Source organism: Escherichia sp. 94.0001, from assembly GCF_013369155.2.
Lineage (GTDB): Bacteria > Pseudomonadota > Gammaproteobacteria > Enterobacterales > Enterobacteriaceae > Escherichia > Escherichia coli_F.
Window position 1 is genome coordinate 1 of record NZ_JABWMS020000064.1, and the last position, 25555, is coordinate 25555.

The window sequence follows — 25555 nt, forward strand, 5'->3', positions numbered from 1 at the left end:
GGATTAAGTAGCGGCGGTGACAAGTATTTTCATCTACGTAACTATTCGGAATATTCAGAATATACTAGCAGTTTTTTTTTGAGTTTGATGATTTTTATCAAATCATGACTTTTTTCCTGAAAAGTCAGTAGATATTCATAGGCAAGTAAGGTTTTATACTTTGCTGACAGGATTCAGGCCTGTCTCAGACTGACATGGATGTAATGAACAAAAGGGAATGGCTATGGAAAATGAGCATCAATACAGTGGTGCCCGGTATTCAGGGCAAGCCACATATGTTGCTAAACGTCAGGAGTGCGCAAAATGATGCGCCAATCACTTCAGGCTGTTTCACCTGAAATATCAGGCAATAAAACGTTATCACTGCGTAAATCGGTATGCAGCGATCTCCTCACTCTTTTTAATTCTCCTCATTCGGCATTACCTTCATTACTTGTTTCAGGTATGCCTGAGTGGCAAGTGCATAACCAGAGCGACAAACATCTCCAGAGCTGGTATTGCCGTCAACTACGTTCTGCACTGTTATTTCATGAGCCTCGGATTGCGGCGTTGCAGGTCAATTTGAAAGAAGCGTACAGCCACACGCTGGCGATCAGCCTTGAGATAATGCTGCACCACGACGATGAACCGCTAACGTATGATCTGGTCTGGGATAGTGGCGGTTGGTGTAGTGCGACGCTGGAGAATGTCAGCTAAGCACAATCTCCAGCTCGCGCAGTTCGCGCCAGAAGCGTTCGGCCACGGGATTCATACGGGTATTCATCCGGTATGCATAGGCCTGAATCGGGATCACCAGTTCGTCCCGATTCAGAACGATAAGCTTCCCGCTGCGAATTTCTTGTTGGATGGCGTACTCCGGCAGCCAGGCAATCCCACAGCCGTCGAGGGCAACCTGCTTTAAAAGCTCGCTCATCGACGAGACAAAAAAGGTGCTGAAACTTAACTCACTGTGGCGCGTCAGGGTACGGTTAATCAATCGCCCCATGTAGGAGTTGCGGCTGTAATTCAGTAACGGAAAGTGTGGCTGTGCGAGGTTAAAAAGTGCTTCTCCGTGTTCGTCACTGGCGCAGACGGGGAACAATTGAGATTCAAATAAGCGAATGTGGTCAAACGGCGCTTCCAGCAAATCTTCGTCATGAAAGGAAAAAATACAGTCGCTTTGCCCTTCACGCAGTTTATCGACCGCTTCATCAACATCAATGGCTTCAATCGCCCAGGTAAAGAGCGGCGGCATCTGGCTGATAATTGACGGTAAAAGACCGAGAGAAAGAGAGTGTGCAGCGGCTACCTTGATTTTACGTTGCGCGTAATCGCTGCCGCCACGCAGTTCTGCAAGGTTGCTCTCTAACTGTTGCAGCAGATGGCGGATCTGCGAATGGAAGATTTTCCCTTGTTCCGAGAGTTGCAGAGGTGTCACCTGGCGGTTAAACAATTCAACGCCAATTGCCTGTTCCAGCGCGCGGATGCGACGGCTAAATGCGGGTTGTGAGACGTTGCGACTGACTGCCGCCTGGGAAAAGTTGCGGCATTTTTCCAGGGTCAGAAAATCATAAAGCCATTTTGTTTCAATATTATGCAAAACCGCACCACAGTCATCCATTACGTTTTACTCTGTCAGCCGCCCTTGCGGGCATTCTACGTCCATTCGGGCGGCTGACAACCGTTTATGCCGTTTCAAACGTTCCTTTCACGCAGGCTTTGCCGTCTTTAACCATCAGTTTGCCGCGGGCGTATACCTGTTCAATGCGCAGTTCTGGCGTCATGACCAGCAAATCTGCGTCATTGCTTGGCAGAATTTCGCCTTTCCCGGTCAGGTTAAGGAAACCGGCTACGCTACTGGTGAGCGGGCGCAGGGCATCGCTGATACTGAAATCATAGTCTTTGACCAGCACCTGCACGGTTTCCAGCAACGTTTCAAAACCTGCAACACCGATATGGGTTAAATTCCCTTCGTCATCGAAGAACGGCTGGCTACCGTTGCCGTCAGAGCTGAGGGTGACGCGTGCCAGCGGAATACCGGCCTGAACGGCGCGGGCAATACCTTCGGCAGGGGCGACTGGTTCGTCAATGCTGCTGGTGATGTCGATGGTACCGCCTTTGCGCGCAAACTCCAGCGCCTGCTCAAACAACGGTGCGTTGCGGTTAACGTGGGTCGGCAGCAACTTATTGATGGGAACATCGCAGTTTTCCAGCAGGTCATAGATAGGCTGCAATGCTTTTTTGCTGTCGCCCATGTGGAACACAGTGACGCCAGGCTTACCGCCGAGCAAACCGCCAACGCGGGATTCCGCCGCCATATTGGCCAGGTGATAAACGTCCGGTGCGGCAGAGCGGTGATCAGAGATAGCGCATTTCACGCCAATCACGCGATCGATAATTGCCACGTCTTTTTCCACGGAACCTGTAATGGTGCGGGAAGGTACATGATAAGCGCCGGTCAGCATCCAGGCGCTGATGCCTTCCTCATTGAGCGCACGGGTCTTGGCGAGCAGGGATTCCGGGTGGCGAGAGACAGAGTCGGTGCCCAGCAGTCCAACCACTGACGTGACGCCCGCTTCTGTCAGACGACTTAACGCCACTTCCGGCGTACGCGTAGTGGGACCAGCTTCTCCGCCACCGCCAATCAAATGGACGTGTTGATCAATAAAACCTGGGCAGAGGATCTGCCCGCGGAGATCGACGACCATGCAGTCAGGTACGATGTCAGAAGGGATATTGCTGGCAACGGCGATAATTTTGCCGTTAGCGACGAGGACATCGCAAATTCCCCGATCTTCCGGCGCATACAAATGTGCTCCCTGCAGCAGGGTAAAACCGGCTGCGGAATAATCAATCATGATAACTCCTTGTTAAACAATAAGCTGCATAACCCAGATCGACAGCAATGCGTTAATGACGCAGACCGTAATGATGTGCGGGTAATATTTGGCATTCACTTCGGCTGTCCCCAGGCAGCGACCGACATTTTGCACCGGGTTGCCCATTAAATACATTGCAGGCAGTAAAACAGTGACATCGTGGCCAGTTAATGCGCCAGCGGTCGCCAGACTGGCGGCAACACCGACTGCGCCGCCCATACTCATTAATGCGGCTAAAAGAACGGTTGCCGCTTCACCGGGCAATCCCCACAGCGCCATTACGGGTTCACAGATATGCCCCACCCAGTCGAGCAGGCCGGTAATTTTCAGTGCCTGAATGATAACAAACGCCATCACCACGTTTGGCAGCAGGTTGGTAGTGGCGATAGTAAAGCCACGGCGCGCGCCATCAATAAACATATCCATGACGTTTTTGCGGACCTGAGTTGTCATGCTTGCGCTCCTTGCGTTGGGTTGCGACGTTCTTCAAAGTTAAGCCAGACGCGCAAAATATTGGCACCGACAAATTTAAATACCAGGATGACGGCTAAAGGTACGATTACGGACGTCCCCAGAAAGGCAAACACCGCGACGCCGGAAGAGAAATAGTTGGTGATAATGGCGCTACCGCTGGTTTGATATGCGGCGAAAATCACTTTATCGCGTTCGGTAATTTCTCCTTCCTGTGCCAGTTCTTTGGTCATACCGGCGGCAGCATCGGTGTTTTGTAGGTTAGCGATTAGCGCCAGCGAACAGATGCCTGGAATGCCCAGCAACGGTTTTAGCACTGGCGTCATTAACTGCTGCGCGGCGCGTAATCCGCCAAGACCATCGGTAATTGAAATAATCCCCAGAGAGAGAATGACTGACGGTGCCAGCTCCAGCGCAAAGAGAAAGCCATCTTTAGCCCCCGCGCCACCCGCTCCGCGAAACGAGGTGGTGGCTCCGTTCGCACCAGGCAGTTGCCCAAACGATCCGTTCAGAACGGAAAAATCAAAAACGCGCCACCAACTGTCTGTCCCGGAAAAAACACCGGAAAAAAAGATTATGGTGAGAAAAAAAGCCAGATACCCTTTAATGCCCACTTTTTCTGTCGCCAGCTCCCCGGCTACAGCATCCCCTTGTTGTGTCATAACAATCCCCATTGTTTTTTTGTGTTTGTGTGTTGCTTGAGCCAGGAAAATTCCTGGAGCTGAAAAACCTTATCAGCCATGTGGGTATGGGGAAAATGCAAGTATGTTTCTGGCTATGCGTTTTTTGCATAGCGGAAAAATTACGCTGTTTGAACAAGATGCTGCGAAGGATTTCGTTGCAGAAAATTCATAAATCCAGTGACAATGACGTGAGTAAATAAAAACGGAAAATCCAGGGACGAAAATGCGATGGCAAAGTACAACGAAAAAGAGCTGGCGGATACGAGCAAGTTTTTAAGTTTTGTTCTCCGACATAAACCGGAGGCGATTGGTATCGTACTTGACCGTGAAGGATGGGCGGATATTGATAAGCTCATACTTTGTGCACAAAAAGCAGGTAAGCGGTTAACCCGTGCATTACTGGATACCGTTGTCGCCACCAGCGATAAAAAGCGTTTTAGTTATTCCAGTGATAGTAGGTGCATTCGCGCGGTTCAGGGGCATTCGACTTCGCAGGTCGCCATTGCCTTTGCCGAAAAAACACCGCCACAATTTCTCTACCACGGTACAGCAAGCCGCTTTCTTGACGAGATAAAAAAACAAGGGCTGATTCCAGGAGAGCGTCATTACGTGCATCTCTCTGCTGATGAAGCAACGGCACGCAAAGTGGGAGCAAGACACGGATCGCCGGTTATTTTAACCGTCAAAGCACAGGAAATGGCGAAACGAGGCATCCCTTTCTGGCAAGCGGAAAACGGGGTCTGGCTGACATCAACGGTTGCTGTTGAGTTTCTTGAGTGCCCAGAGAAAAGAGCTGATTAATGTTTGCTCGTGCCAGATGCGGCATAAACGCCTTGCGCTCCCTACAAAAGCATAAAAATTCAATATATTAGAGAGATAGTGTAAGCCTGATAAGCGTAGCGCATCAGGCAATTTGGCTTTTGTCATGAGTCTGAAAGGATACCCTCGCAAAAGGGTATCCTTTAATAACTACTTCAGAAATTAAAGTGATTTACGGCAGGCAGTTAGTTGAGCGCTGGAATCTGCGTCGCTTCCAATCCTGCCCGTCAGCATCTGCACATAGACGTGACTATTGTAATCATCCTGTTGATTGGTCCAGTAAGCACCCGCGGTAAATTGCGAATCACTGGAAAACTCCCCAACGTTCCCCCACTCACCATATAGCGATCCCAACGTGCGTTTGTTTTCGCCAGACGTTAAATGTGCGACGCCAGGAAGATTATATCCATCACTTTTCGCGTTGCAGAACGCATTGGCAATTAGCCAGATATTGGTTTGATTCCCATGATTCACCCACCAGCCTTTCAGCTTAATTAATGTCTGGTAGGTTGTACCTCCTTGTCTGGGAACAGCGCTTATTACGACTGAAGTTTGGTCGCCGGTATTTGTGAAAGAAACTTTACCTGAAGCATCGACAGACACCCAACTCTGTGAACTTGTGAACATATAATCACTAACGGTTTTACCCGCTTCAAAGTTGTCATCATTAAGTGTGTAGTACGCCCCTATAAAACCTTCACTGGGGAATGTAGCCGTTGTGAAGGTATGGTTGTTGACTGTTACATGACCGTGCATGTCTTTTATTGAGCGGACAAGATCCAGTGATATGCTTAAGTTTGCTTGATGAACACCGTTCAGCATAGGAATGAGAGTCGCTCTGCCCTCTACGCCGCCAGTGACAGTGACGGTGTACTCGCCATAATTTCTTTGGCTGTAATCAATATTGCTCAACTTCAGGAGGTTCACGTAGGCACCTGACTGGACAAATTCCAGATGATCAGACGTCACTATCGGGTTACCGTACTTGTCTTGCAATATTAACGTAAGTGTCGCGCTCTCCTGGAAGTCAGCCATAAAAGAGCTAACGCTAGATTTCAATGTTGATTTACTTTCATCTGCCGTACCAGGAATCAATGTAATGGCTGCGGATTTGTGGACTGTGCCAGGGACCTGAACATTGACAATTAGAGCTTCTGCCAATGTACCTGTTATTGTCGCCGTGACTTGCCCGGACTGATCGGTACGCGTAGTTGGATTATTAATCACCGGGCTGCCTTTGGTGTCTAAGCTGTAACTAACGTCGACACCTTCAACCGGGAATCCATAATCATCTTCTACTCGTGAAGTGATGGTGCTGCTATCAACCCCGTCGGCGATTATGGTGTCAGGAGAAGCCACTACACTCACAACATGTGCCGTTGTAGCATCAGCCTTAACCGCAACCGTCACCTGGCTCTGAACGGGAACGTCTTTGCCCATTGTGGCCGTAACGGTATATACATTGACTTTGTCACTGGTCAGCGTCACTTTGGCCTGACCTGACTGATCAGTCAGGATTTCCCCTGTATTGCTTAGCGTTGCCCCATCAGGTGTTACGCTAAAGGTGATAATTTGCCCCGGCATCAATTCACCCTGAATATTTCTTGCCGTTGCGGTCAGTGTAATACCTTCACTGTTATGGACCGTGGTTTCTGGCTTCGATGATGTTAACTCGAGTTTGCCCTTTGCCACACTCACGTCAACTTTACGACTACTGTTATTGTCCAGCGTTGCTGTCACCTGATAGACCCCAGGCTGGGTGCTGATAAGGTTAACGTACGCATAGCCGTTATTATCGGTGTAAGCCGTATCGTCTATCGTAATGTTAGCGGTTGGCAGCGCACTTAATCTGACGCGTTGACCGGCTATGACGTTATTAAACGCATCCTGTACGTGTATACGTAGCGTGATGTTTTCGCCAACCATTATCGTTTTTTCGGCTCCGGTTATACTTATTATCTTCGCCGAACTTTCATCCGGGAGCACTGATAAACTAAACGTTTTATTATCGGATGATTGCGCTTTCCGGCTCACCACGACGTTATGTTGTCCGGCAATATTGCTGGTCATTATTACCGTCGCTTGACCCTGCGTATTGGTGGTGACTTCTGTTCCGCTTAGTGTGACATCGTTACTCTGGAAAGTGACCTGTTGGTCTTTAAGCGGATTTTGGTAAGCGTCCAGGATCGTTGCTGTCAGGGTACTCCCCGTACTGTTGCCAGCAACTATGGTATTTAATGAGGCAGTCAGCGGCTGGAGCTGCGCGCTGCTTGTATCCCCAATAAAATAGACTAGCTGATTAGCACTGGTATTATTTCTGCTCAGTGTCGCCGTCACTGTAAACTCACCCGCTTTTGTGCCTCGCAATGTGACCACGGCATTGCCGTTTGAATCGGTGCGAGCGGTGTCACTACTTAGCGTGAAGTTCCCTGTCATAGATGCTGGCAAGGTAAATTTCACATCCTCATCCGGTAGTGAGTGTCCATAAACATCTTTCACACTGGCAGTCAGGGTAACGGTATCTGTATTGTTAGCAATCGTACTGCCCGATCCGGCATTCAAAATAATTACCGATTGTTCCCTGTTTGGGACCACGGTAACCGTAACCGACTGGTGAATATTTTTATCCGCCTCAAGCGAGGCATCGACGGTATAGTTACCTGCTTTTGAACTAGTCAGGTGCACCCGCGCAATCCCGGACTGGTCAGTTGTGGCGGTCGTGTTGTCCAGTTGCGAGTCAGTTGGTGCCACAAAATTCACTTTCATATCTTTTAACGGGTTGTTATGAAAGTCTGTGACGGTGGCGGTCAGGGTACTACCCTGGCTATTACCAGCACTAATGGTATCTGGAGCGGCAACCAGTTGTTTGAGTTTTGGCGTATTCGAATCGCTAACAAATTTCGCAGTTACCCGTTGAGTAGAACCATTTGGCAGCGTAGCGCTAATCGTATTTTCTTCCGCAACCTGACTTATCATGTTGATTGTGGCAACACCATGTGCATCAGTATTTTGCTGCGTCGGTTCTACAAATTCCGCGCTTCCTTTCTCATTCTTAAAGGTGACCTGATGATTTCTCAGGGGATTATCACTCTCATCAGTGACGTTAATAGTGATGGTATTAAACGTCTTTTTATCGGCGTAAACGTCATTATTCGTTGCGGATAATGTAGCGACGTGAGCCTTATTCTGGTTTGCTTCGATATTATAAATATGCGATTGCAGAGGAGTATTCCAGTTGTGAAGGCTAAGTTGTGCCCTCAGGGCTGCTCCTTGCTTATGGGCCGGATAATTCGCTGCATAAACGCCCGGATGCTCTTCGTGCCAGACAACCGTGGCGCCTGGTTTGCTGTTCTCGACAGTGACGGCTTTTACCAACGCGTCTTCTTGATATTCAACCGGTTTATTGTTGTCGTCTTTCAGTTCTACCCTGACTTTGATGTCGTCTCCGGCATAATACAATATGTTATCTATGGATATTGAAGAATGGTCGCGGGATGAGACAACAGGGACGATATTAACGACGATGGATTCTTTTACCGCACTCTCACCGTTAAGTTGCGGTGTCAGTGTTACTGAACCTGAAGTCGTTCCTGCAGTCAGCATCTGTGTGTAGCTACCATCCCCGTTATCTGTCCAGTCAGACAGAGTGATATCCTGAACACCTTCACTGCGGGTTTGCAGTGCCAGCCCCGGAACCGGGGTACCGTCGGAATCGTGCGCAGTCACAGTCAATGTGGTAGTCGATTTTTTATCTGCTGCCAGGGTTAGCGGATTAACGGATAACAGAGAATCTTTCTGGCTTAATGCCGGAGCCTGGATGACGACCATGCTTTGCTCACGATGTGACAGATTACCTTTTACATCCTCAGCGGTAACGTCTATCGGCCACGTATTATCGGTTTCCGGGGTGTTAGTGAAGCGGTAACCAGGCAGCGTGACCGTGATATCTTTTCCGGAAGTGCTGACTTTTCCTCCAGCAGATTCCAGCGCAGCAGCGTCGATTTTATAGCCTTTCAGGGCATATTTGGTCTGTAGCGAGGAAACCAGCGATTTTATTTCTCCCGATTTCCCTTTCACTGGGTCCAGCAGACTCAGGCGGATAAGCTCTTTCTTGCGGTATTCCAGAACGATGTTGTTGTTGCGATCAATCAGGTCATAACGACTACCGGCCAGACTGCGCCGTCCGGCCACTTCGTCCGGGTTAAGCTGTTTCTGCATTGAGCTGCTGGGTTGCCAGGTTAGATCAACGGCAAACCGTGTGTCATTTTCACCTTGTTTCCCCTGACGCTGTTCTGCACTGAGAGTCAGAAGCGGGAAGGGGGTATAGTTGAGGCCTGCGGTAATAGCATGGGGATTACTTTGACGATCATTCTTGTCAAACAGCGCCACTTCATCGCCATAGTATTGTTCAAAGACCAGTTTTCCACCCAGATGCGGCCAGGCAGGTAACCAGCCTTCTGCGCGTAAATCCCAGCCGTTAGCCGGGCGGGCTTCGTAGTCATTATCCAATTCTGGTGCGCTACGCCAGCCGGTCAGGCCGATATAAGCATTGCTGCTCAACTTCAGATAGTCACGCCAGTATTCTGCGCCAAGTCCCGCGCGGGAGTGATAGCGGCTCAGGTCGTGATCAAAAAACAGGTTGATGCCAGACATCCAACTGGGGGTGAAGTAACGCCAGCCTAAACCGGTGTTGATCTGGGTGCGATCGTCCGTTCGGTGAAGAGTATGCTGGCTGAAGAGCAGATAATCGGGTGTGTCATACCATGGATGCAGGAAGTCGAATTCCGAATTTTTCAGGCTAAAATCTTCATCCACGCCCAGAGAGATTTTCGCGGTGCCAAAGTTATTTAACCAATCAGTCATCGTGCCAGAGGCTTCTGAAGACGCCCAACCACGCGCCATGCTGCTCGCCTGCTCACTATTCATATCTTGTGAAAGCAGAGTGCCAACTCGCTGTGAAGTACTGGCTATTTGATTCTCCAGTGTGTTTTCGGCATTCGCCGGTGATACGGCATTTTGTAGCTCATGACTTCTCTGCGAGGTTGTTGCCGGAACATCCAGTTCTTCACCCTGACGCACGTTATCAAAGCCGCGAGCAAAAGTACGAAACTGATTAAGACGACGAAGCTCTTCCAGTGAAATACCAAACCGGTCAGCAACACTTTGCGCTGATTCCAGCGCGCCAAGCGTGTAAGGTACGGTTTTATTTTCTGTAAGAGGGGGAGGAGATGAAACTGTCATCTGGGGTTTAGCGTGTACCACATTTTGTGCCGTCGCGATGACGGGGAAAAAAATTTGTGTGAATAAACAAACTCCGGCGGCCAGGCGGCGTATTTTGTCACCCAGACCGCATAAAGAGTTTTGATCATTATTTTTTATTTGCTGCGCATTTGTCGAAGCCATAGTGACCTTCCGTGAAAAAACAGAATTAAACGTGTTTTTTCTAGCACGGAGGTATAAAACGATCCTGACTATAATATGACCAGAAATAATGAATTAGCCGTAAATTTGCTAAACCATGAATAATAGTGGCGGTGGCTGAGCACCGCCAAAGAACAAGGGGGTTTTAGTTATTTTACGTGCTGTACTGAAAAGTTAAATTCATTAAATCAACTAAGAGTAATTCGTATGTATTTTGAATATTTGCATCCCGCAGATTAACGCTGCGATAAATAGCGCAGCTGCGCCGCAGAGCGTGGCACTGGCGAGCGCCGACGTTCCGTTGCCGAGCATGCTGGTCAGCACCGGGCCAAGAATTTGCCCGATACCATAAATAAGTGTCACAAAGCCCAAAAGATTAAGATTTCCCGGCACGCTAAGCTGGCGAGCGATGGTCATCACCAACGAGGTAGTCCCCATAAAGGTGCCGCCAAAACCAATACTGCTGATGATGAGTAATAAAGGAGAGCTACTGGCGAGGGTTAACAGTACGCAGACAGCCTGCACCAGCAAATTCGCGGTCAGGCAAGGTAATGCTCCCCACCGTTTGGCTGCCCATAGCCAGCCAAAGCAACCTGGGACAATTGACAAGCCAACCAGTGTCCAGAGGTGAGCCGTCAGCACAGGCTGGCCCGCGTCTTTCGCCATGAGTGGCAGGTACGTGGCGACGATGATATAACCAAAACCCGCCAGACCATACAGAATCGCCAGTAACCACCAGCTCATGGGTTGTTGGGCAATTTTTGCCAATGGTGCTGGTGCGATAATATGTTTCTTCGACGGAATGAGCAGCGCCAGAACAAGCAATATTATGGCAGAAAGTGCCCCGGCACCTTGCCACAACGTTTGTGAAGAGAGGGAAAAATGCAGGCCTGCCAGTACATATTCATTACCCAGAGCAATACCGACGCCAACGCCAGAAAATAGCGCCGCAAGAACAAAGGGATGGCGGGTGTGTTGCATGATAAGCGTCGAGCCGAAAATCAACATCCCGGCGCTGGCGACCCCTGCCAGAAAGCGAATGATGAAAACCAGAAGAAACGGCGGCAACCACGCCATCGCGAGGATTAATAATCCGGTTGCGAGGGCGGAAGTTAACAGGAATGGGCGCAGGCGTGAGGGCAAATGAAACGCGCCGAATGAAAACAGCAGGCTCCCCGCCAGATACCCGGCATAGTTACCACTGGCGATCCACGAGAGTTCGCTAAAGGAAAACTCGCCTTCCGCCAGCATGACTGGCAGCATCGGCGTATAGAGAAAGCGGCCTAAACCCATACCTAAGGTCAGAACCAGCATCCCGAATAACGCGGTGCTGAAAGAAAAACGTTCTACGGGATGCGATGTCGAATTCATGTTCTGCCTGATTTGTATTAATTGAGTTAACAATTTAATAACAAAAAAAGCGAGCCTGCCAGACTGTTATTGTGATTTTGTCGACGTAAAGCGATAAAAAAGATTGGGTTCGCCAACGATATAGATGTCGCCACTGGCATCCATCGCTATCCCTTCCGCCTGCTTGATATTGTGTGAAAGGCCATACCTGCCTTTGGTTAACGACATTTCGCCGATCACGTCACCTGTCACGGTCACTTCCTGCAGGGCGCGTGACTCATGTGACAACACCAGCAACGTATTTTTTTGTGGGTTAAATTCCGCGCCAGAAACATCATCCAAAGTAAACTGACGCTGCAACGCTTTATCTTTGCTGATATGCAACTCATCGCTACGCAATAGCCCGGTAACTTTGTAGACCTCTATCGGATTTTTCTCTTTAAAAAACCAGAAGGTATGGTCCTGAGAGGAATAAGCCAGCCCTTCAAAGCCACAGTTGGTTGGCGTTTCCTGCAATGGGATTTTAATTTTTTTGAGGATGCTCACTTCCGAATCAGCGTTAAGTGAAATCACATAAATGGCATAATCACGTTCATCACTGATGACAAATTTATTATCACCAATATATTCAATCGTCTCGAGATCCTTAACAAAATCAAGCGGAATGGTACGGATCAGGTCGCCATCTGTCGTCATTTCAACGATAGTTGCAGGTTTGTTGATAGTGCTAAACAAGGTATTGCTCTGCGCAGACCAGGTCAGTGAGGAGATATTCTTCGTTACTCCTGTTATCTCTTTGCCGTCAATGGTGGCCTGGTAATTCTGAAACCCTACGACATGCTGGCTTTTACGGACGCAGGATTGCACAAAAAACAGGCTCACCGCCACGATGGCGCAAAGAAAAACGATTAAGGTGATGCGCTTTTTCAACTTGTTGCTCCTTATTATTGCTTTTTTTCTCATCGAATTCAGTGCGATAGGTAAGGAGTATACGGATGAAGCTTAAAGAATTCTTAACGCGGGGCGATGAAATAGTAAACGCCGCAGGGGAGTTGCGGCGTTTGTCTTTGGATGGCGGAACATTTTCAGCTTACATCGACTGATAAATACGCCTCATCCATGAATGATAGATGAGGCGGTTAACAATTTATATCCTCTGCCATACTCACTCTGTTTGGGTGATTATTGAACTATTCGTCAACTATATACGTTGGCTGATAAGACGTTAAACCCGGAATGGAAAAACTGCTATTCACTTCTTTCTTTAAACGGGCTTGATTAAAACTGTTACTGTCCTGTTGCTCGGTACTGTTCTTGTCTTGTTTATCGGTACTGTCATTGGCTTTTTTATCGATATTATCATTGTAAAGATATGCACTCTTAAGAGAAACATTATTCACTTTGGCATTGAAAAAACAGGCATTTTTAAAAATTGTATCTATAAATATCGTATTGAACAACCATGCATGGTTAAATAGAATATTAGAACCTTCTGTACCAGTGAAATTAGTATTGTTAAATGTTGCAGCAGAAAAGTTTGTATTAAACAGTTTGCATTTTGTTAAATTAGCGTTTGTAAAATTGGTAAACATGCAGACAGTACCAGTAAGATCATATTCTGAAAGATCTTTATCCGATAGATCGGAATAATTTAGTATTGCTCCAGTAAGAATTACTTTAGGTGTACCAGGTATTCGAGGTGTTGCAGGTATTTTAGGTGCTCCAGGTATTTCAGGTATTTTAGAAGTATCAGATGTTGCAGATGTTTCATATAGAATGACTGATGTGAAATCTATGTGTTCAAGATAAGCCTTACTAAGGTCACTTCCAGTAAAATTAACGCCAGTGAGAACTTTTCCGCTGAAGTTACAGTTTCGTAGATTTGCGTTTTTGAAATTTACATAAGTCAAGTAGCGAACTTTACGAAAATCATTATTTTCTAATGTGGCATTTTCGAATTTTGCATTACGCAGATCACAATCTGTAAAATCCACGCCTTCACAGATCGTACCGGAGAAATCCGCTTTTCTAAGAATGCTGCCATTAAAATTGACATTCCTTAGAGCCATTTTAGACAAGTCTATGCCGGTTAAATCCATTCCCGCTAAATTCAACCCTTTGATACACCGTTGACCCGATTCATCTTTAGGAATAGCAGTGCTAATAGTATTGATGACAATATCACCTATCTTGAAGGTCATTGTAATTCCTGCATCAGAGACAGAGAGTTTTCGCGTAAGACGTTCACTCTTATCTCCAGTGATACTCTTCTGAGCAACGTAAAAGCGCTCACATGTATGACAAAATCTTTTCCAGCTCTCATTTGGTGTCAGATTATTGTCCGGGAGGAAGTTAGCAATGCTATAAAGATCGTTCAGAACGCTATTTCTTATTTCAGGAGAGGCGCACTCTATAATTTCAGAGGTGGATATTGTATTTTTTATTTTATCTCTATTATCCGTGAGATTTCGTGATCCTGCTATATTTGGCTGCTGGTGATTTTCTCTGTAGTATTGCAGCACATTTTCCCATTGTAAGTTTGTCAACGAGATAGTTTCAGTCTCGTTATTATTATCCCGTATGGTTAATTGACTTTCTACTGGGTCAAAAGAAATCATGAAGTTATTCAGATGTCGATATTGATGAGTGGCATCTAATTTCACTTCAAATGAATTTGAACTTTTGCAGGCATGTTTTAAAAACTTATCATAGGGAAGGTATTGATCTTTATCTGCATGTTGTGGGTCATTGTGCAAAACAGAGCAAATACTCTCTTTCAAATTGTTCTTGTCAATATAGATTGGTAGTTGCGCTTTTTGTTCCATTATTTTAATAAACTGCTGCAGTTGCTCGGTTTTAACATTGCAACTATGACTTATATCTTTGTGGTAAACAGTTAATACGCTTTCATTATCATCTTGTCGATTAAATATTATTTTTAGATCGTTAATTTCAAACTCATTTAAACCATTTCTTTTGGTTTTGGCGATAATTTGTTCTGTTGTTGATGAATATCGATTTAAGGTTAATTCGAGATTGTCGGGATTAGAGATAAGGTGAATAAAAACATTCAGTACACGCTTAATAAAACCATCATTCAAATGATTTATATCATAATTAATTTGTTTTTGTATGGTTTCAATTTCCGTGTTAATGTTAAATGGTTGGTTGCTTTTTTTATGGCAAGGTTTTAGTCCCGAATACATGTCGAGTGTTGGAAGAATATCGCCGTATATGTTAAATGTGGAGCCCATATTTTTATCCTTGAATTGTGAAATGTTCTTCTAAATCTAAAATAATCATGGGGGGTAAAGATAAGCTTCACACTGAAATTTATCTTTATCATTACCACACCCGGTAATCATTTTATTTCTCTATGCATAATTATGTTTTAAGTATAATATAATGTTTATTGTATTTTAGACGCGCAATAGCAAGGTGCTATCAAAAATCGCTCATTTTGTGGATGGGAAATATTTCACAGCAGGCGAGATATTTAATACAACTTCCTTCATGCAGGATTATGTGCAGCCAAATATCCGGGCGTTATATTTAAAGGTCTTATTGCCTGGTTGACGCTTCTGAATCGTAATGCACCACGCACTGCCAGTCGCTGCCCTGCTGGCAATATATCGCTTCGGTCTGCCCAGGGATCACCCATTGTATTTCCTCGCCGGGCAGACAGGTCAGCCAAATGCATAACCCGCAGCCGCCGCGTAAATCACGGGGAATATCGCTGACGCGAAAAGTCATGCCCGCTGCCTGCAACGCCTTGCGGGTTTGTATGACGCCGACCGTGGAGTGAAATAAAAATAAAAACTCTTTCATCGGCGTTTTCTCACTCGTTGACCAATTACCGCTGCGCCAATTGCGCCCGCAAATTGCGCATCAGGATGGGTATTTACCGGCATTCCCAGGTGAGTTTCCAACATCCGGGCAAACGTCTGGCAATGACTAACGCCACCAGTAAACAGAATCGGCGCTTCACAGGAGAGACGAGCAATGAAATTGGCACTCCGCCGCGCCATCGCGTTAATCACTCCAGCGAGAATCGCTTCTGGCGCGACGCCCGCTGAGCGCAGGCTGATCACTTCTGATTCGGCAAACACCGTACACATACTCGTGATGGCGTGCGGTCTGACATTTTCAGTAATGCTGTCGAGTTGCTCGACGCTGGTGCCAAGCGTGCGCGAGATCACCTCCAGGAAACGCCCGGTGCCCGCCGCGCATTTGTCATTCATCAGGAAATCGCACAGGTTACCGTCATCATCAAGCTGAATCACTTTGCTGTCCTGACCACCGATGTCAATTATCGCGCGCGTTGCTGGCGCAAGAAACCGAGCGCCCAGCCCGTGACAGGAGATTTCCGTCACCTGTTTATCGGCAAAATCCACCAGTTGCCGCCCGTAGCCGGTGAGCGTCAGAAACGGCGTTGTTTCTAACCCTTCGCGCAGAGTTTCCCAGGCTTCAGTAATTGCTGTTGCCGGGCGAAAGGGTGTTGGAACGAGGAAACGGCGCGTAATCACGCCGTCTGCCAGTAAGATCCCTTTGGTGGCGGTTGAGCCGGAATCAATGCCAATCGAATATGCCACTGCCACTCCTTACAGCATCTCAATAAAGGCCGCGACACGGGTGCTGAGCTGCCCGACATCTGAGGTGGAGTAGTCTGTTTCAATAGCGATATAAGGAATGTTGTGCTGCTGACGCACATGACGTTTAATCGCCAGCGATTCCACCGCATAGGTATGGCACGCCTGCAAAATCACATCAACTACGCCATCGACCTGATATTCTTCCACCATCTGGCTGAGCATTTTCAGGCGCTGATCGTTCGGCGAAACACAGGAGCAGCCAATCGCCAGATATTTATCCGCCAGCGCGTCGTAGACATCGCCCGTTTCTGCCACGCATTGCTCGGTCGCTTTCGCCCCGGTGCAGTTTTCATAACCGACAACCCAGCCGCCATTCTCTTCAATCGCGCGCACCACTTTCTCTGCTGCGCCGCCAATTGGGCAGCCGGTGATTAAAATGCGTGGACGCGGGTCCAGTCGCTGGCCTTCTTCCCACTGCTGACGAACGCGGGCGGTCATTGCATCCAGTTCGTCAACCAACGCCTCTTTATCGAACCGGAAGGTTGCGCCGTAGACCACTTTCAGAATGTCGCTGCCGCTAAGCGCTGGAGGATTTAACTGCCCAAGATGATAAAAATTGGCCAGTGCGCGACGTTCGCGGTTTTTCAGCGCAATGGCATCGCGCAGAGCATCTTCGCTAATCTCGTGTCCAAAACGTTCCTCTACCGCTTTTTGTAAGCGCAGCATCTCAGCTTTCCATAATGCACGCGAGGCATCGTCCTTAACGCTGTTGGGCAATTGCATCACATGCACGGGCTTAAACTCTGCCATGTATTCATACATTTTCTTTTTGCCGTCGCAGGTGGTTTCACCGACCACCAGATCAGAAAAGTAGAAGTAGGGGCATTTATCGGTTTTGCCGAAGCCGTAGCTGCTTTTAATCAGCGGGCAGAGATTGCGCGGCAGGTCTTTTTCCGCTTCTTCAATGGTTTCATCAGAGGTGGAACAGAGTGAAACCACAACCGCACCGGCTGCCATTGGGATCTCTTGCGGCATAAAAGTACAGTAGGTACCAACCAGCGGAATGCCGCGCTCCTTGAGATCCATGACGGTGAGAAAGCCTTTCTGGCGAGCTTCAGAGAACTGATCGAAAATAGCGGGTAGATCGGTGACAAGTGACATGATTTTCCTTCCCCGTACCACGGGAGATAATGAAAAGAGGCCACATTATTACCATTCTTTTAGTGTGGTTTATTTGATCTCTCTCGCGGTTAGCCACTTAGTTTTTCATGGATTTCTAAAAATTGCCGAGGGGGAACAAGGCCGGGAGCTGCGACAGCAAATACAAAATTAGCCCAATACAACCGCCAACCAGCGTACCGTTGACACGGATAAACTGCAGATCTTTGCCAATATTTAACTCGATTTGCCGCGACATATCCCGCGCATCCCAGCTTTTTACCGTATCGCTGATATGGCGCGTCAGGAATGCGGAAAACTCAGGCGCGACACGGTGCGCGGCTTGTTCCAGATGACCATTTAACGACGCCCGCAAGGCATCATCGGCAATTAACGTTTCGCCAAACCATTGCCCCGCCCGCGCGATACGTTCTTTCACACGAGAATCTTCGCTGTTGATATCCGCTTTCAGCCATTCCCGTAAATCCCCCCACAATTCACTTAGATAGCGGTTAAAAGCTTCATCTTCTTTCAGATAGCTTTTTACGGCATCGGCTCGCGCTGCCATTTCCGGATCGTTTTTCAGCTTGTCGATCAGGGCGAAGGTGGCGCGATCAAACGCATGGCGGATCTGATGCGCACGATCGCGACTAATATCATCAAGCAAAGAATTCACCGCGTCAGAAACCAACTCCGCGCTATGTTCGCCCAGCCATTCAGTGGGCAAAATTTTGGCTTTTAGCGGATGCTCGCTCTCCAGCCAGCGAACAATTTGCTGGGCAATAAACTTGCGCGATTTATCGCGCTGAAGCAAGGCGATCAGTTGTGCGATCAGTGTATCCAGAAGCACCTGATGACGATCGTTTTTAGTCATGCTTTCCAGCATCAGTGCACTGGTGCCAGAAAGATCGACCTTATCAATTGCCCGATGGACTGCGCGTTTAAGCAGGCGTTGAATACGCGCATCATCGGTCAGTTCAAGAAAACCACTCATGATCTGCAGCAGATGCTGACCGACGCGGCGGGCGTTTTCCGGCTGACTAAACCAGTTGCCAATCAACAACGCCGGTTCGTGACGTCGAATCAATGCCACCAGCGACTGGGTATCGAGAAATTTTTCCTGCACGAACTGGCCGAGATTTTCACCAATCCTGTCTTTATTACGCGGGATAATCGCCGTATGACGAGAAATGATCGGAATCGGCACGCGGCGAAATAGCGCCACCACCGCAAACCAGTCAGCCAGCGCGCCGACCATCGCCGCTTCAGCAATCGCCTTCACGCCGCTCACCCAAAAATTGGGCGGCAAAAACAGCGTAACGACAAAGGTAGCAGCGGCGATAAGCAGTAAAGAGAGCGCCAACCTTTTGGCGCGTCTGAGTTCGATGAGTTTATTCATAACGTTAAGAATAGAGCCTGACGGCAGGATCGCGCAAAAATCACCGCTCCTCCACCAGCTCGGCAGCCTGATGTTGGCGCACGCGATTGAGCAATCCCGCCAGGGTGAAAACGACGATAACGCCCGCCACAACGGCTAACAGATGAAACGGCAAGCGACCGCCGTTAAACCACAGCCAGCGGCCGATTTCGACCGAGACCGACATCACCATCAGGATCACCATATTTAGCGATGCGGAGACGGTCCCTTTCGGTAAGTTATTGGAAAACAGCGTAAAGCGGAATAAGGTCGGGAAAATCAAACCAATCCCGAAAGCATACAGACTGGTGCCCAGCACCGACCACAGCCAGACGTGCGGCGACAGCAGATTGCCGACAATCAACAGCGAGAGGCCGACCAGTTGAATGGGTACGGCACGCCAGATAAACCGCGGTTCGGTCGGATCTTTAACAAAACGCGCCACGATGGCATTCGCAACAATCACCGCGCCGAACACCGGAACCTGTGTCCAGGCGAACTGCGAAGTTGTTAAGCCGCCTGCATCGATAAGGATCACCGGCGAGACAGCCACCCAGCTCATCATCGGGATATAGCTTAAAGAGATGGTTGCTGCGCCAAAGAGGAACAGCCGATTGCAAAAGACATTACGAAAATCGCGCAAGACGCTTTTGGCGCTAAACGGAACCGCGCCGCGCTTTACTGTCTCTGGCATCGCGAGTAGTAAGCCAACAAATGAGATAAAACCCATAATCGCAATGATGGCAAAAAGGACTTTCCAGTGCACAAAGTGCATCAGAGCTGCGCCGGAAAGCGGGCCGATAATTGGCGCAATCAGTACGATGGAGGTGATAATCGCCATCAACTTGATCCCTTTTGTCTGTCCGAACGCCTCCTGCACCGTGACATAACCAACGGTGGCAATAAAACAGATACTGGTGCCCTGAATTGCACGCGCGATAAGAAATTGTGTCATTGACGTTGTGAACATTGTCGCGGCGCAGGCAAGGGTAAAAATTAGCGCCCCGGTAATCAGCACCGGCCTGCGGCCAATTCTGTCGGAAAGTGGCCCCAGTAGCCACTGTAACGCCATACCGCCAGCAAGATAGAGACTGACGGCAGCAGGGGCCAGACTGACATCGGCATTAAAATCACGTACCACATTAATAATCCCTGGCTGGATTAGATCCGTCGACAGGTACGCGGCAAAGTCATACAAAATCAACGCCATCGGGAAAAACAGCGTGGCGGCATGGCGGGCAAAAAAACGTGGCATAACAAACAACTCCTTGTCCGGAGAACCCCAACGGGGAAAACGAAATTCAATACCGTCGGTAATGACGAAAGGCAGGTGAGAAGGGCAACGAGACTGCAAATGTACTGAATTTCATGTAATCAACCACACTGCCTGTGAACACACAGACAGAGAAATACTTTCTGACTTCGGGTCAGAATGTATAACGATTACAAATAGTCATCAGCACATTACACCTCTTTAATTGATGGGTTGCATAGAAAATATACACCTTAAGTGTAATTAAAATTTGCGGTTAATCAAAAGAGCGCGGTGGAAAGGGGAATATCTGCCGGGTACAGGAAATGTAAAATGCGAGCCTGTTTCCGGAAAAATGTATCGTTTGCAGAAGAATAAAAATAGCCTGGAAATCACCTCGGGGAATGGGAAATTGCCGGGTGAGAATGGTTTTGTTAGTCGCTAAAGTCGGGCCATCTTATCAACAGGTGACGGATCGCCATGACAAACTTCACGACCAGTACGCCGCATGACGCATTATTTAAATCCTTTCTCACCCACCCTGACACCGCGCGGGATTTTATGGAGATCCACTTACCAATAGATTTACGTGAACTGTGCGATCTCGATAGCTTAAAACTGGAATCCGCCAGCTTTGTCGATGAAAAATTACGGGCGCTACATTCCGATATTCTGTGGTCGGTAAAGACCCGTAAAGGCGATGGCTATATCTATGTGGTGATTGAACATCAGAGCCGCGAGGATATTCACATGGCTTTTCGCCTGATGCGCTATTCCATGGCGGTGATGCAGCGCCATATCGAACATGATAAACGCCGGCCGCTACCGCTGGTCATCCCGATGCTGTTTTATCACGGTAGCCGTAGTCCTTATCCCTGGTCTTTGTGCTGGCTGGACGAATTTGCCGACCCGACTATCGCACGGAAGCTTTATACCGCCGCGTTCCCGCTGGTGGATGTTACTGTCGTGCCAGACGACGAGATTGTGCAGCATCGCAGAGTCGCCCTGTTGGAGTTGATCCAAAAGCATATTCGCCAGCGCGATCTAATGGGGCTTATTGATCAACTGGCAGTATTACTGGTTACAGGGTGCGCTAATGACAGCCAGATAACTGCGCTGTTAAATTACATTTTACTGACTGGCGATGAAGCGCGTTTTAAGGCGTTTATCAGCGAACTTACCAGGCGAATGCCACACCACAGGGAGCGAATAATGACAATTGCAGAGCGAATTCATAATGATGGATGGCTGTTGGGAAGGGAGAGGGGGAGGAAAGAAGGGAAAGTAGAAGGGGAACGGAGCCTCCTCCGATTGTTGTTGCAGAATGGGGCCGATCCTGAATGGATACAACGATATACCGGACTTTCGGCAGAGCAAATGCAGGCATTAGATCAGCCCTTGCCTGAAAGCAAGCGTGATCCATGGATCGAGTACTAATCAGAGACGGATGACAAACGCAAAGCAGCCTGATGCGCTACGCTTATCAGACCTACATTTTCTCTACAATCTATTGAATTTGCGCGGTTTGTAGGCAGGATAAGGCGTTCACGCCGCATCCGGCATGAACAAAGCGTAGTTTGCCTAATTCAGGCTGGAACGTGGCGATGACCCAGCAAAGATAAAACGAGTCACAGGTTATTCATGAGAGGAAATCAGGCGCTTCGCCGCTATTTCGAATTTATTCCATTGCCCGATACACGGCCTCGCCAATTTGCTTCAGTGCTTCGCGATAGGTTTCGCTGAGCGGCAAAGCGCAGTTGATGCGCAGGCAATTACGGTATTTGCCGGAAGCCGAGAAAATCGAGCCTGCCGCCACCTGGATTTTCATGCGGTACAGCTGCCGCGCGACGCAGACCATATCGACCTGTTCAGGCAATTCTACCCACAGTAAAAATCCGCCTTTCGGGCGCGTAATACAGATTTCGCAGGGAAAATATTCCCGTATCCAGCAGGTATAAAGCGCCAAATTGCGCTGATAATTCTGCCGCATCCGCCGGATATGGCGATGATAATGACCTTCCAGCACAAACGTTGCCGCCGCCATTTGCGTGGACGGTACATTAAAGCTGCTGATGGCGTATTTCATATGCAGCAGTTTATCGTGATAACGCCCCGGTGCGACCCAACCCACGCGCAGGCCAGGTGCAATACTTTTACTGAACGAGCTGCACAACAGCACTCGCCCGTCGATATCCCATGAATGAATGGTCCGCGGGCGCGGATACTCCGTTGCCAGTTCGCCGTAGACATCATCTTCAAAAATCACAATATCATGACGCTGAGCGAGAGAGAGAACGGCCCGTTTGCGCGCGTCCGGCATAATAAATCCCAGCGGATTATTACAGTTTGGCACCAGAATGATGCCTTTAATTGGCCACTGTTCCAGCGCCAGTTCCAGCGCTTCAACGCTGATGCCTGTTTCTGGATCGGTTGGGATTTCAATCACTTTCACGCCCATGCCGCGCAGCATTTGCATTGAACCGTAATAACAGGGGGATTCGACCGCGACAATATCGCCCGGTTTACACACCGCCATTAACGCCATCGACATCGAGTTATGGCAGCCGCTGGTGATGATGATGTCATCGGCGGTGACCACCGAGCCGCTGTCGAGCATCAGGCGGGCAATCTGCTCTCGCAATACTCGCTGACCGGCTAACAAGTCATAACCGAGAACGGTTTGCAGATTATGCTGCACCACCCGGCTTAGCTCCCGCCACAGCGGTTTCAAGCTGGGCGTTTCGACATCCGGCGTGCTTTTGCTTAACGGAACAATGGAACTGTCGCTATGCGCCTCCAGCATATCCAGCACCTGATCCCACTGGGTAATTTCCACCGGGCGCTGCACCGGACGCGTCATCGGCGGTACTGGCGGCTGGGCTTTACGTTGTGCGACAAAATAACCCGAACGCGGCTGCGGAGTGATGAGCTTCATTGTCTCCAGCGTCTGATATGCCTGCTGCACGGTGCTGATGCTGACGCCGTGCTCCCGACTTAAGCTGCGCACCGACGGCAATTTCTCCCCGTGACGATACAGCCCTTGCTCAATCCGCTCGGCAAGTAGAGTCGCCAGATGTTGATAACGCGTCATGCTGTATTCCTTATGTGGACCATACAGAGAGAAAAACCGGTACAGATGAGGCTAAAAAACCGGATGCAGATGTTGTTTTAACCTGTCTGTATGTTAAATAAAAGTAATATTTGCATCTGTATTATGAACTGCCAGAAGACGGATGATGAAGCCTCTGAAAGATGAGGAGGCAGCAGATGGAATTTCACGAAAACAGAGCTAAAGCGCCGTTTATCGGCCTTGTGCAACTCTGGCAGGCGGTGAGGCGTTGGCGGCGGCAAATGCAGACCCGACGCGTGTTACAGCAGATGAGTGATGAGCGGTTGAGGGATATCGGGTTACGCAGGGAGGATGTGGAGTGAGGGGGGATATAGATTTATATATAATAAAACGTTTTTATGTTTTTATATTAAGTTATAAAAATTTTCCCGAGACAATTCATCAATAGGTATGGAGTGTACAGGAATATCTTCTTCACTAACCTCTTTAAACTCATGTCGATAACGGTCAAAAAACGCACAGTGATTACTTGTGTTTTTTGACTGACTTTACAACTCTCATTATTCGCTATTGTGCAGTTTCTCTAATTGTTTTATATCCTGGAAAGTTAAATGTCAGCTACTGAATACTTTTTGATTGTTTGAGATTTATTTTCATTTGAAATTATAAAATCAGGTGATAAATGAGTTGTGATTAATAGATGGTTGATATCATTTTTATCTAAAATTGATTTATAGTATCGACCTGAAAAAATAGTTGTTGCCGCCTGAGTAACTATACAATATTCTGAAAGGTTTTCTTTCAAATTAGAAATGTTGTGGGGTTTTGTTTTTGTATCTTTTATCTCTAAGGAGCTTGCTTTGGGTCAATCAGAATACATTTCATGGGTAAAATGTACTTCCTGGCTAAGTAACTTTGTGAATCTTAGAGGGTTGAGACAACCGGATGGCCGTCCTCTTTATGAATATCATGCAACCAATGATGAATATACCCAATTAACGCAGCTACTCCGTGCAGTCGGTCAATCACAATCTAATATATGTAATAGGGACTTTGCTGCCTGTTTTGTTCTTTTTTGCTCTGAGTGGTACCGCAGGGATTATGAACGGCAATGCGGATGGACGTGGGACCCTATATATAAAAAAATAGGGATTTCATTCACCGCCACAGAGCTTGGTACTATCGTACCGAAAGGGATGGAAGATTACTGGCTGCGCCCAATTCGATTTTATGAATCTGAACGACGCAATTTTCTCGGAACATTATTCAGTGAAGGTGGTTTACCTTTCCGGCTACTCAAAGAATCAGACAGTCGCTTTCTGGCTGTTTTCTCCAGGATCCTTGGACAATATGAGCAAGCAAAGCATTCAGGTTTTTCAGCCCTTTCGCTGGCAAGAGCTGTCATAGAAAAATCAGCGCTGCCTACTGTTTTTAGCGAAGATACCTCTGTAGAACTTATCAGTCATATGGCTGATAACCTCAATTCCTTAGTACTTACTCACAACCTAATAAATCACAAAGAACCAGTACAACAGCTTGATAAGGTTCACCCTACCTGGCGAAGCGAGTTTCCAATACCGTTAGATGATGAAACAGGAACGCATTTTTTGAATGGACTGCTATGCGCAGCCTCTGTAGAGGCTAAGCCTCGACTACAAAAAAATAAGAGTACGCGTTGCCAATTTTATTGGTCAGAAAAGCATCCAGATGAGCTTAGGGCGATAGTATCTCTTCCTGACGAAGTTTCCTTTCCTGTAACAAGCGAGCCGTCAACTACGCGCTTTGAACTTGCCATTTGTGAAGATGGTGAGGAAGTCTCTGGCCTTGGGCCAGCCTATGCTTCCCTGGAAAATAGACAGGCAACAGTTCGATTACGTAAAAGCGAAGTGAGATTTGTCAGGCAAAATCCATCGGCAGGTTTGTCGTTAGTGGCTCGTGCTGGAGGGATGATTGTTGGGAGCATTAAACTTGATGACAGTGAAATTGCCATTGGTGAGGTGCCGTTAACCTTCATCGTTGATGCAGATCAATGGCTGTTACAGGGACAGGCTTCTTGCAGTGTGCGAAGCAGCGATGTTCTGATTGTGCTCCCTCGGGATAATAGCAATGTTGCTGGTTTTGATGGCCAATCGAGGGCAGTAAACGTATTAGGACTAAAAGCACTACCTGTGAAGGGATGTCAGGACGTTACAGTTACAGCAAATGAAACTTATCGGATTCGCACCGGAAGAGAACAAATCAGCATCGGAAGGTTTGCTCTAAATGGAAAGCGTGCAAGCTGGGTTTGTCATCCAGATGAAACATTTATTGGTGTACCAAAAGTCATTTCTACACTACCAGATATTCAAAGCATTGATGTAACGCGTTACCTGAGCGGAATTTCAATTGAGCAATGTCATATACAAGAGATGAACCGCCCCGGTTTTCCTGGAGAGTGTTTTATCTGTGAACTCAGGCTGCCAGA

20 protein-coding genes and 1 pseudogene are annotated in these 25555 nt (G+C 47.9%); 7 read left to right on the forward strand and 14 right to left on the reverse strand.

Annotated elements, in window-relative coordinates:
* The 3 genes from HEN33_RS26850 to iraD all read left to right on the forward strand — a co-directional run.
* On the forward strand, positions 1-108 hold a 108-nt coding region (locus tag HEN33_RS26850; RefSeq protein ID WP_274601011.1), incomplete at its 5' end, for a hypothetical protein.
* Positions 109-223: 115 nt separating this feature from the next.
* Positions 224-307 carry an iraD leader peptide IdlP gene (gene idlP / locus HEN33_RS20305; RefSeq protein WP_123009414.1) on the forward strand — a complete coding sequence of 28 codons (84 nt, stop codon included), beginning with the start codon at positions 224-226 and terminating at the stop codon, positions 305-307.
* A complete protein-coding gene (gene iraD / locus HEN33_RS20310; protein ID WP_000986226.1) occupies positions 304-696 on the forward strand; it encodes an anti-adapter protein IraD in 393 nt (130 codons plus the stop codon). The genes idlP and iraD overlap by 4 nt, the downstream gene beginning before the upstream one ends.
* Here iraD and hypT read toward each other — a convergent pair.
* The 4 genes from hypT to HEN33_RS20330 all read right to left on the reverse strand — a co-directional run bounded on the left by hypT (position 689) and on the right by HEN33_RS20330 (position 3991).
* Positions 689-1600: a hypochlorite stress DNA-binding transcriptional regulator HypT gene (hypT, locus tag HEN33_RS20315; RefSeq protein ID WP_000340767.1), complete on the reverse strand. Its 912-nt coding sequence runs from the start codon at positions 1598-1600 to the stop codon at positions 689-691. The two genes, iraD and hypT, sit on opposite strands and share 8 nt — an antisense overlap.
* 64 nt (positions 1601-1664) lie before the next feature.
* On the reverse strand, positions 1665-2837 hold the full coding sequence (gene iadA / locus HEN33_RS20320) for a beta-aspartyl-peptidase (protein WP_176263482.1): 1173 nt from the start codon (positions 2835-2837) through the stop codon (positions 1665-1667).
* 12 nt (positions 2838-2849) lie between these two features.
* On the reverse strand, positions 2850-3311 hold the full coding sequence (locus HEN33_RS20325; protein WP_000211971.1) for a YjiG family protein: 462 nt from the start codon (positions 3309-3311) through the stop codon (positions 2850-2852).
* Entirely contained in the window at positions 3308-3991 is a 684-nt protein-coding gene (locus tag HEN33_RS20330) for a nucleoside recognition domain-containing protein (RefSeq protein WP_001295597.1), read from the reverse strand. Before HEN33_RS20330 ends, HEN33_RS20325 begins: the two co-directional genes overlap by 4 nt.
* Positions 3992-4240: 249 nt before the next feature.
* Between HEN33_RS20330 and kptA the strand changes: the two genes are divergently transcribed.
* Positions 4241-4813, forward strand: a complete 573-nt coding sequence (gene kptA, locus HEN33_RS20335; RefSeq protein WP_001151862.1) for an RNA 2'-phosphotransferase — start codon at positions 4241-4243, stop codon at positions 4811-4813.
* Positions 4814-4993: 180 nt separating this feature from the next.
* Here the strand turns inward: kptA and iatD are convergent, their stop codons facing one another.
* The 9 genes from iatD to mdtM all read right to left on the reverse strand — a co-directional run bounded on the left by iatD (position 4994) and on the right by mdtM (position 20024).
* On the reverse strand, positions 4994-10234 hold the full coding sequence (iatD, locus tag HEN33_RS20340; protein ID WP_176263481.1) for an inverse autotransporter IatD: 5241 nt from the start codon (positions 10232-10234) through the stop codon (positions 4994-4996).
* Between the two features lie 210 nt (positions 10235-10444).
* On the reverse strand, positions 10445-11623 hold the full coding sequence (locus HEN33_RS20345; protein ID WP_072651896.1) for an MFS transporter: 1179 nt from the start codon (positions 11621-11623) through the stop codon (positions 10445-10447).
* A 66-nt stretch (positions 11624-11689) separates the two neighbouring features.
* Entirely contained in the window at positions 11690-12532 is an 843-nt protein-coding gene (locus HEN33_RS20350) for an SdiA-regulated domain-containing protein (RefSeq protein WP_176263480.1), read from the reverse strand.
* Between the two features lie 260 nt (positions 12533-12792).
* A complete protein-coding gene (locus HEN33_RS20355) occupies positions 12793-14856 on the reverse strand; it encodes a pentapeptide repeat-containing protein (RefSeq protein WP_183083456.1) in 2064 nt (687 codons plus the stop codon).
* 307 nt (positions 14857-15163) lie between these two features.
* Complete coding sequence (locus HEN33_RS20360) at positions 15164-15430, reverse strand: DUF3343 domain-containing protein (protein WP_000657671.1); 267 nt, start codon at positions 15428-15430, stop codon at positions 15164-15166.
* Positions 15427-16194: a putative 2-hydroxyacyl-CoA dehydratase activator YjiL gene (gene yjiL, locus HEN33_RS20365; RefSeq protein WP_176263774.1), complete on the reverse strand. Its 768-nt coding sequence runs from the start codon at positions 16192-16194 to the stop codon at positions 15427-15429. The genes HEN33_RS20360 and yjiL overlap by 4 nt, the downstream gene beginning before the upstream one ends.
* A 9-nt stretch (positions 16195-16203) precedes the next feature.
* Positions 16204-17355, reverse strand: a complete 1152-nt coding sequence (locus tag HEN33_RS20370) for a double-cubane-cluster-containing anaerobic reductase (RefSeq protein WP_176263775.1) — start codon at positions 17353-17355, stop codon at positions 16204-16206.
* A gap of 115 nt (positions 17356-17470) precedes the next feature.
* On the reverse strand, positions 17471-18751 hold the full coding sequence (locus HEN33_RS20375; RefSeq protein ID WP_001037416.1) for a DUF445 domain-containing protein: 1281 nt from the start codon (positions 18749-18751) through the stop codon (positions 17471-17473).
* Positions 18752-18791: 40 nt separating this feature from the next.
* On the reverse strand, positions 18792-20024 hold the full coding sequence (gene mdtM / locus HEN33_RS20380) for a multidrug efflux MFS transporter MdtM (RefSeq protein ID WP_032185824.1): 1233 nt from the start codon (positions 20022-20024) through the stop codon (positions 18792-18794).
* A 477-nt stretch (positions 20025-20501) separates the two neighbouring features.
* Between mdtM and HEN33_RS20385 the strand changes: the two genes are divergently transcribed.
* Positions 20502-21458, forward strand: coding sequence for an Rpn family recombination-promoting nuclease/putative transposase (locus tag HEN33_RS20385; protein WP_105277737.1), 957 nt, complete (start codon positions 20502-20504; stop codon positions 21456-21458).
* 241 nt (positions 21459-21699) lie between these two features.
* Here HEN33_RS20385 and HEN33_RS20390 read toward each other — a convergent pair whose 3' ends face one another.
* Complete coding sequence (locus HEN33_RS20390) at positions 21700-23112, reverse strand: aminotransferase-like domain-containing protein (protein ID WP_088541486.1); 1413 nt, start codon at positions 23110-23112, stop codon at positions 21700-21702.
* A 176-nt stretch (positions 23113-23288) separates the two neighbouring features.
* Here HEN33_RS20390 and HEN33_RS20395 point away from each other — a divergent pair, with 176 nt between their 5' ends.
* Together HEN33_RS20395 and yjiT are read left to right on the forward strand one after the other, a co-directional pair.
* Positions 23289-23453, forward strand: a complete 165-nt coding sequence (locus HEN33_RS20395; protein WP_000394281.1) for a DUF1127 domain-containing protein — start codon at positions 23289-23291, stop codon at positions 23451-23453.
* A gap of 498 nt (positions 23454-23951) precedes the next feature.
* A pseudogene (gene yjiT / locus HEN33_RS20400) lies at positions 23952-25555 on the forward strand (protein YjiT); the annotation flags it as partial.

Excerpts from the sequence above, each read along its gene's own strand:
- hypT (WP_000340767.1), bottom strand. The coding sequence starts at position 1,600 with ATGGATGACTGTGGTGCGGTTTTGCATAATATTGAAACAAAATGGCTT.
- iraD (WP_000986226.1), top strand. The coding sequence starts at position 304 with ATGATGCGCCAATCACTTCAGGCTGTTTCACCTGAAATATCAGGCAAT.
- HEN33_RS20375 (WP_001037416.1), bottom strand. The coding sequence starts at position 18,751 with ATGAATAAACTCATCGAACTCAGACGCGCCAAAAGGTTGGCGCTCTCT.
- HEN33_RS20360 (WP_000657671.1), bottom strand. The coding sequence starts at position 15,430 with ATGAAAGAGTTTTTATTTTTATTTCACTCCACGGTCGGCGTCATACAA.
- HEN33_RS20385 (WP_105277737.1), top strand. The coding sequence starts at position 20,502 with ATGACAAACTTCACGACCAGTACGCCGCATGACGCATTATTTAAATCC.
- HEN33_RS20345 (WP_072651896.1), bottom strand. The coding sequence starts at position 11,623 with ATGAATTCGACATCGCATCCCGTAGAACGTTTTTCTTTCAGCACCGCG.
- HEN33_RS20355 (WP_183083456.1), bottom strand. The coding sequence starts at position 14,856 with ATGGGCTCCACATTTAACATATACGGCGATATTCTTCCAACACTCGAC.
- mdtM (WP_032185824.1), bottom strand. The coding sequence starts at position 20,024 with ATGCCACGTTTTTTTGCCCGCCATGCCGCCACGCTGTTTTTCCCGATG.
- kptA (WP_001151862.1), top strand. The coding sequence starts at position 4,241 with ATGGCAAAGTACAACGAAAAAGAGCTGGCGGATACGAGCAAGTTTTTA.
- HEN33_RS20390 (WP_088541486.1), bottom strand. The coding sequence starts at position 23,112 with ATGACGCGTTATCAACATCTGGCGACTCTACTTGCCGAGCGGATTGAG.
- HEN33_RS20370 (WP_176263775.1), bottom strand. The coding sequence starts at position 17,355 with ATGTCACTTGTCACCGATCTACCCGCTATTTTCGATCAGTTCTCTGAA.
- HEN33_RS20330 (WP_001295597.1), bottom strand. The coding sequence starts at position 3,991 with ATGACACAACAAGGGGATGCTGTAGCCGGGGAGCTGGCGACAGAAAAA.
- iatD (WP_176263481.1), bottom strand. The coding sequence starts at position 10,234 with ATGGCTTCGACAAATGCGCAGCAAATAAAAAATAATGATCAAAACTCT.
- iadA (WP_176263482.1), bottom strand. The coding sequence starts at position 2,837 with ATGATTGATTATTCCGCAGCCGGTTTTACCCTGCTGCAGGGAGCACAT.
- idlP (WP_123009414.1), top strand. The coding sequence starts at position 224 with ATGGAAAATGAGCATCAATACAGTGGTGCCCGGTATTCAGGGCAAGCC.
- HEN33_RS20325 (WP_000211971.1), bottom strand. The coding sequence starts at position 3,311 with ATGACAACTCAGGTCCGCAAAAACGTCATGGATATGTTTATTGATGGC.
- HEN33_RS20395 (WP_000394281.1), top strand. The coding sequence starts at position 23,289 with ATGGAATTTCACGAAAACAGAGCTAAAGCGCCGTTTATCGGCCTTGTG.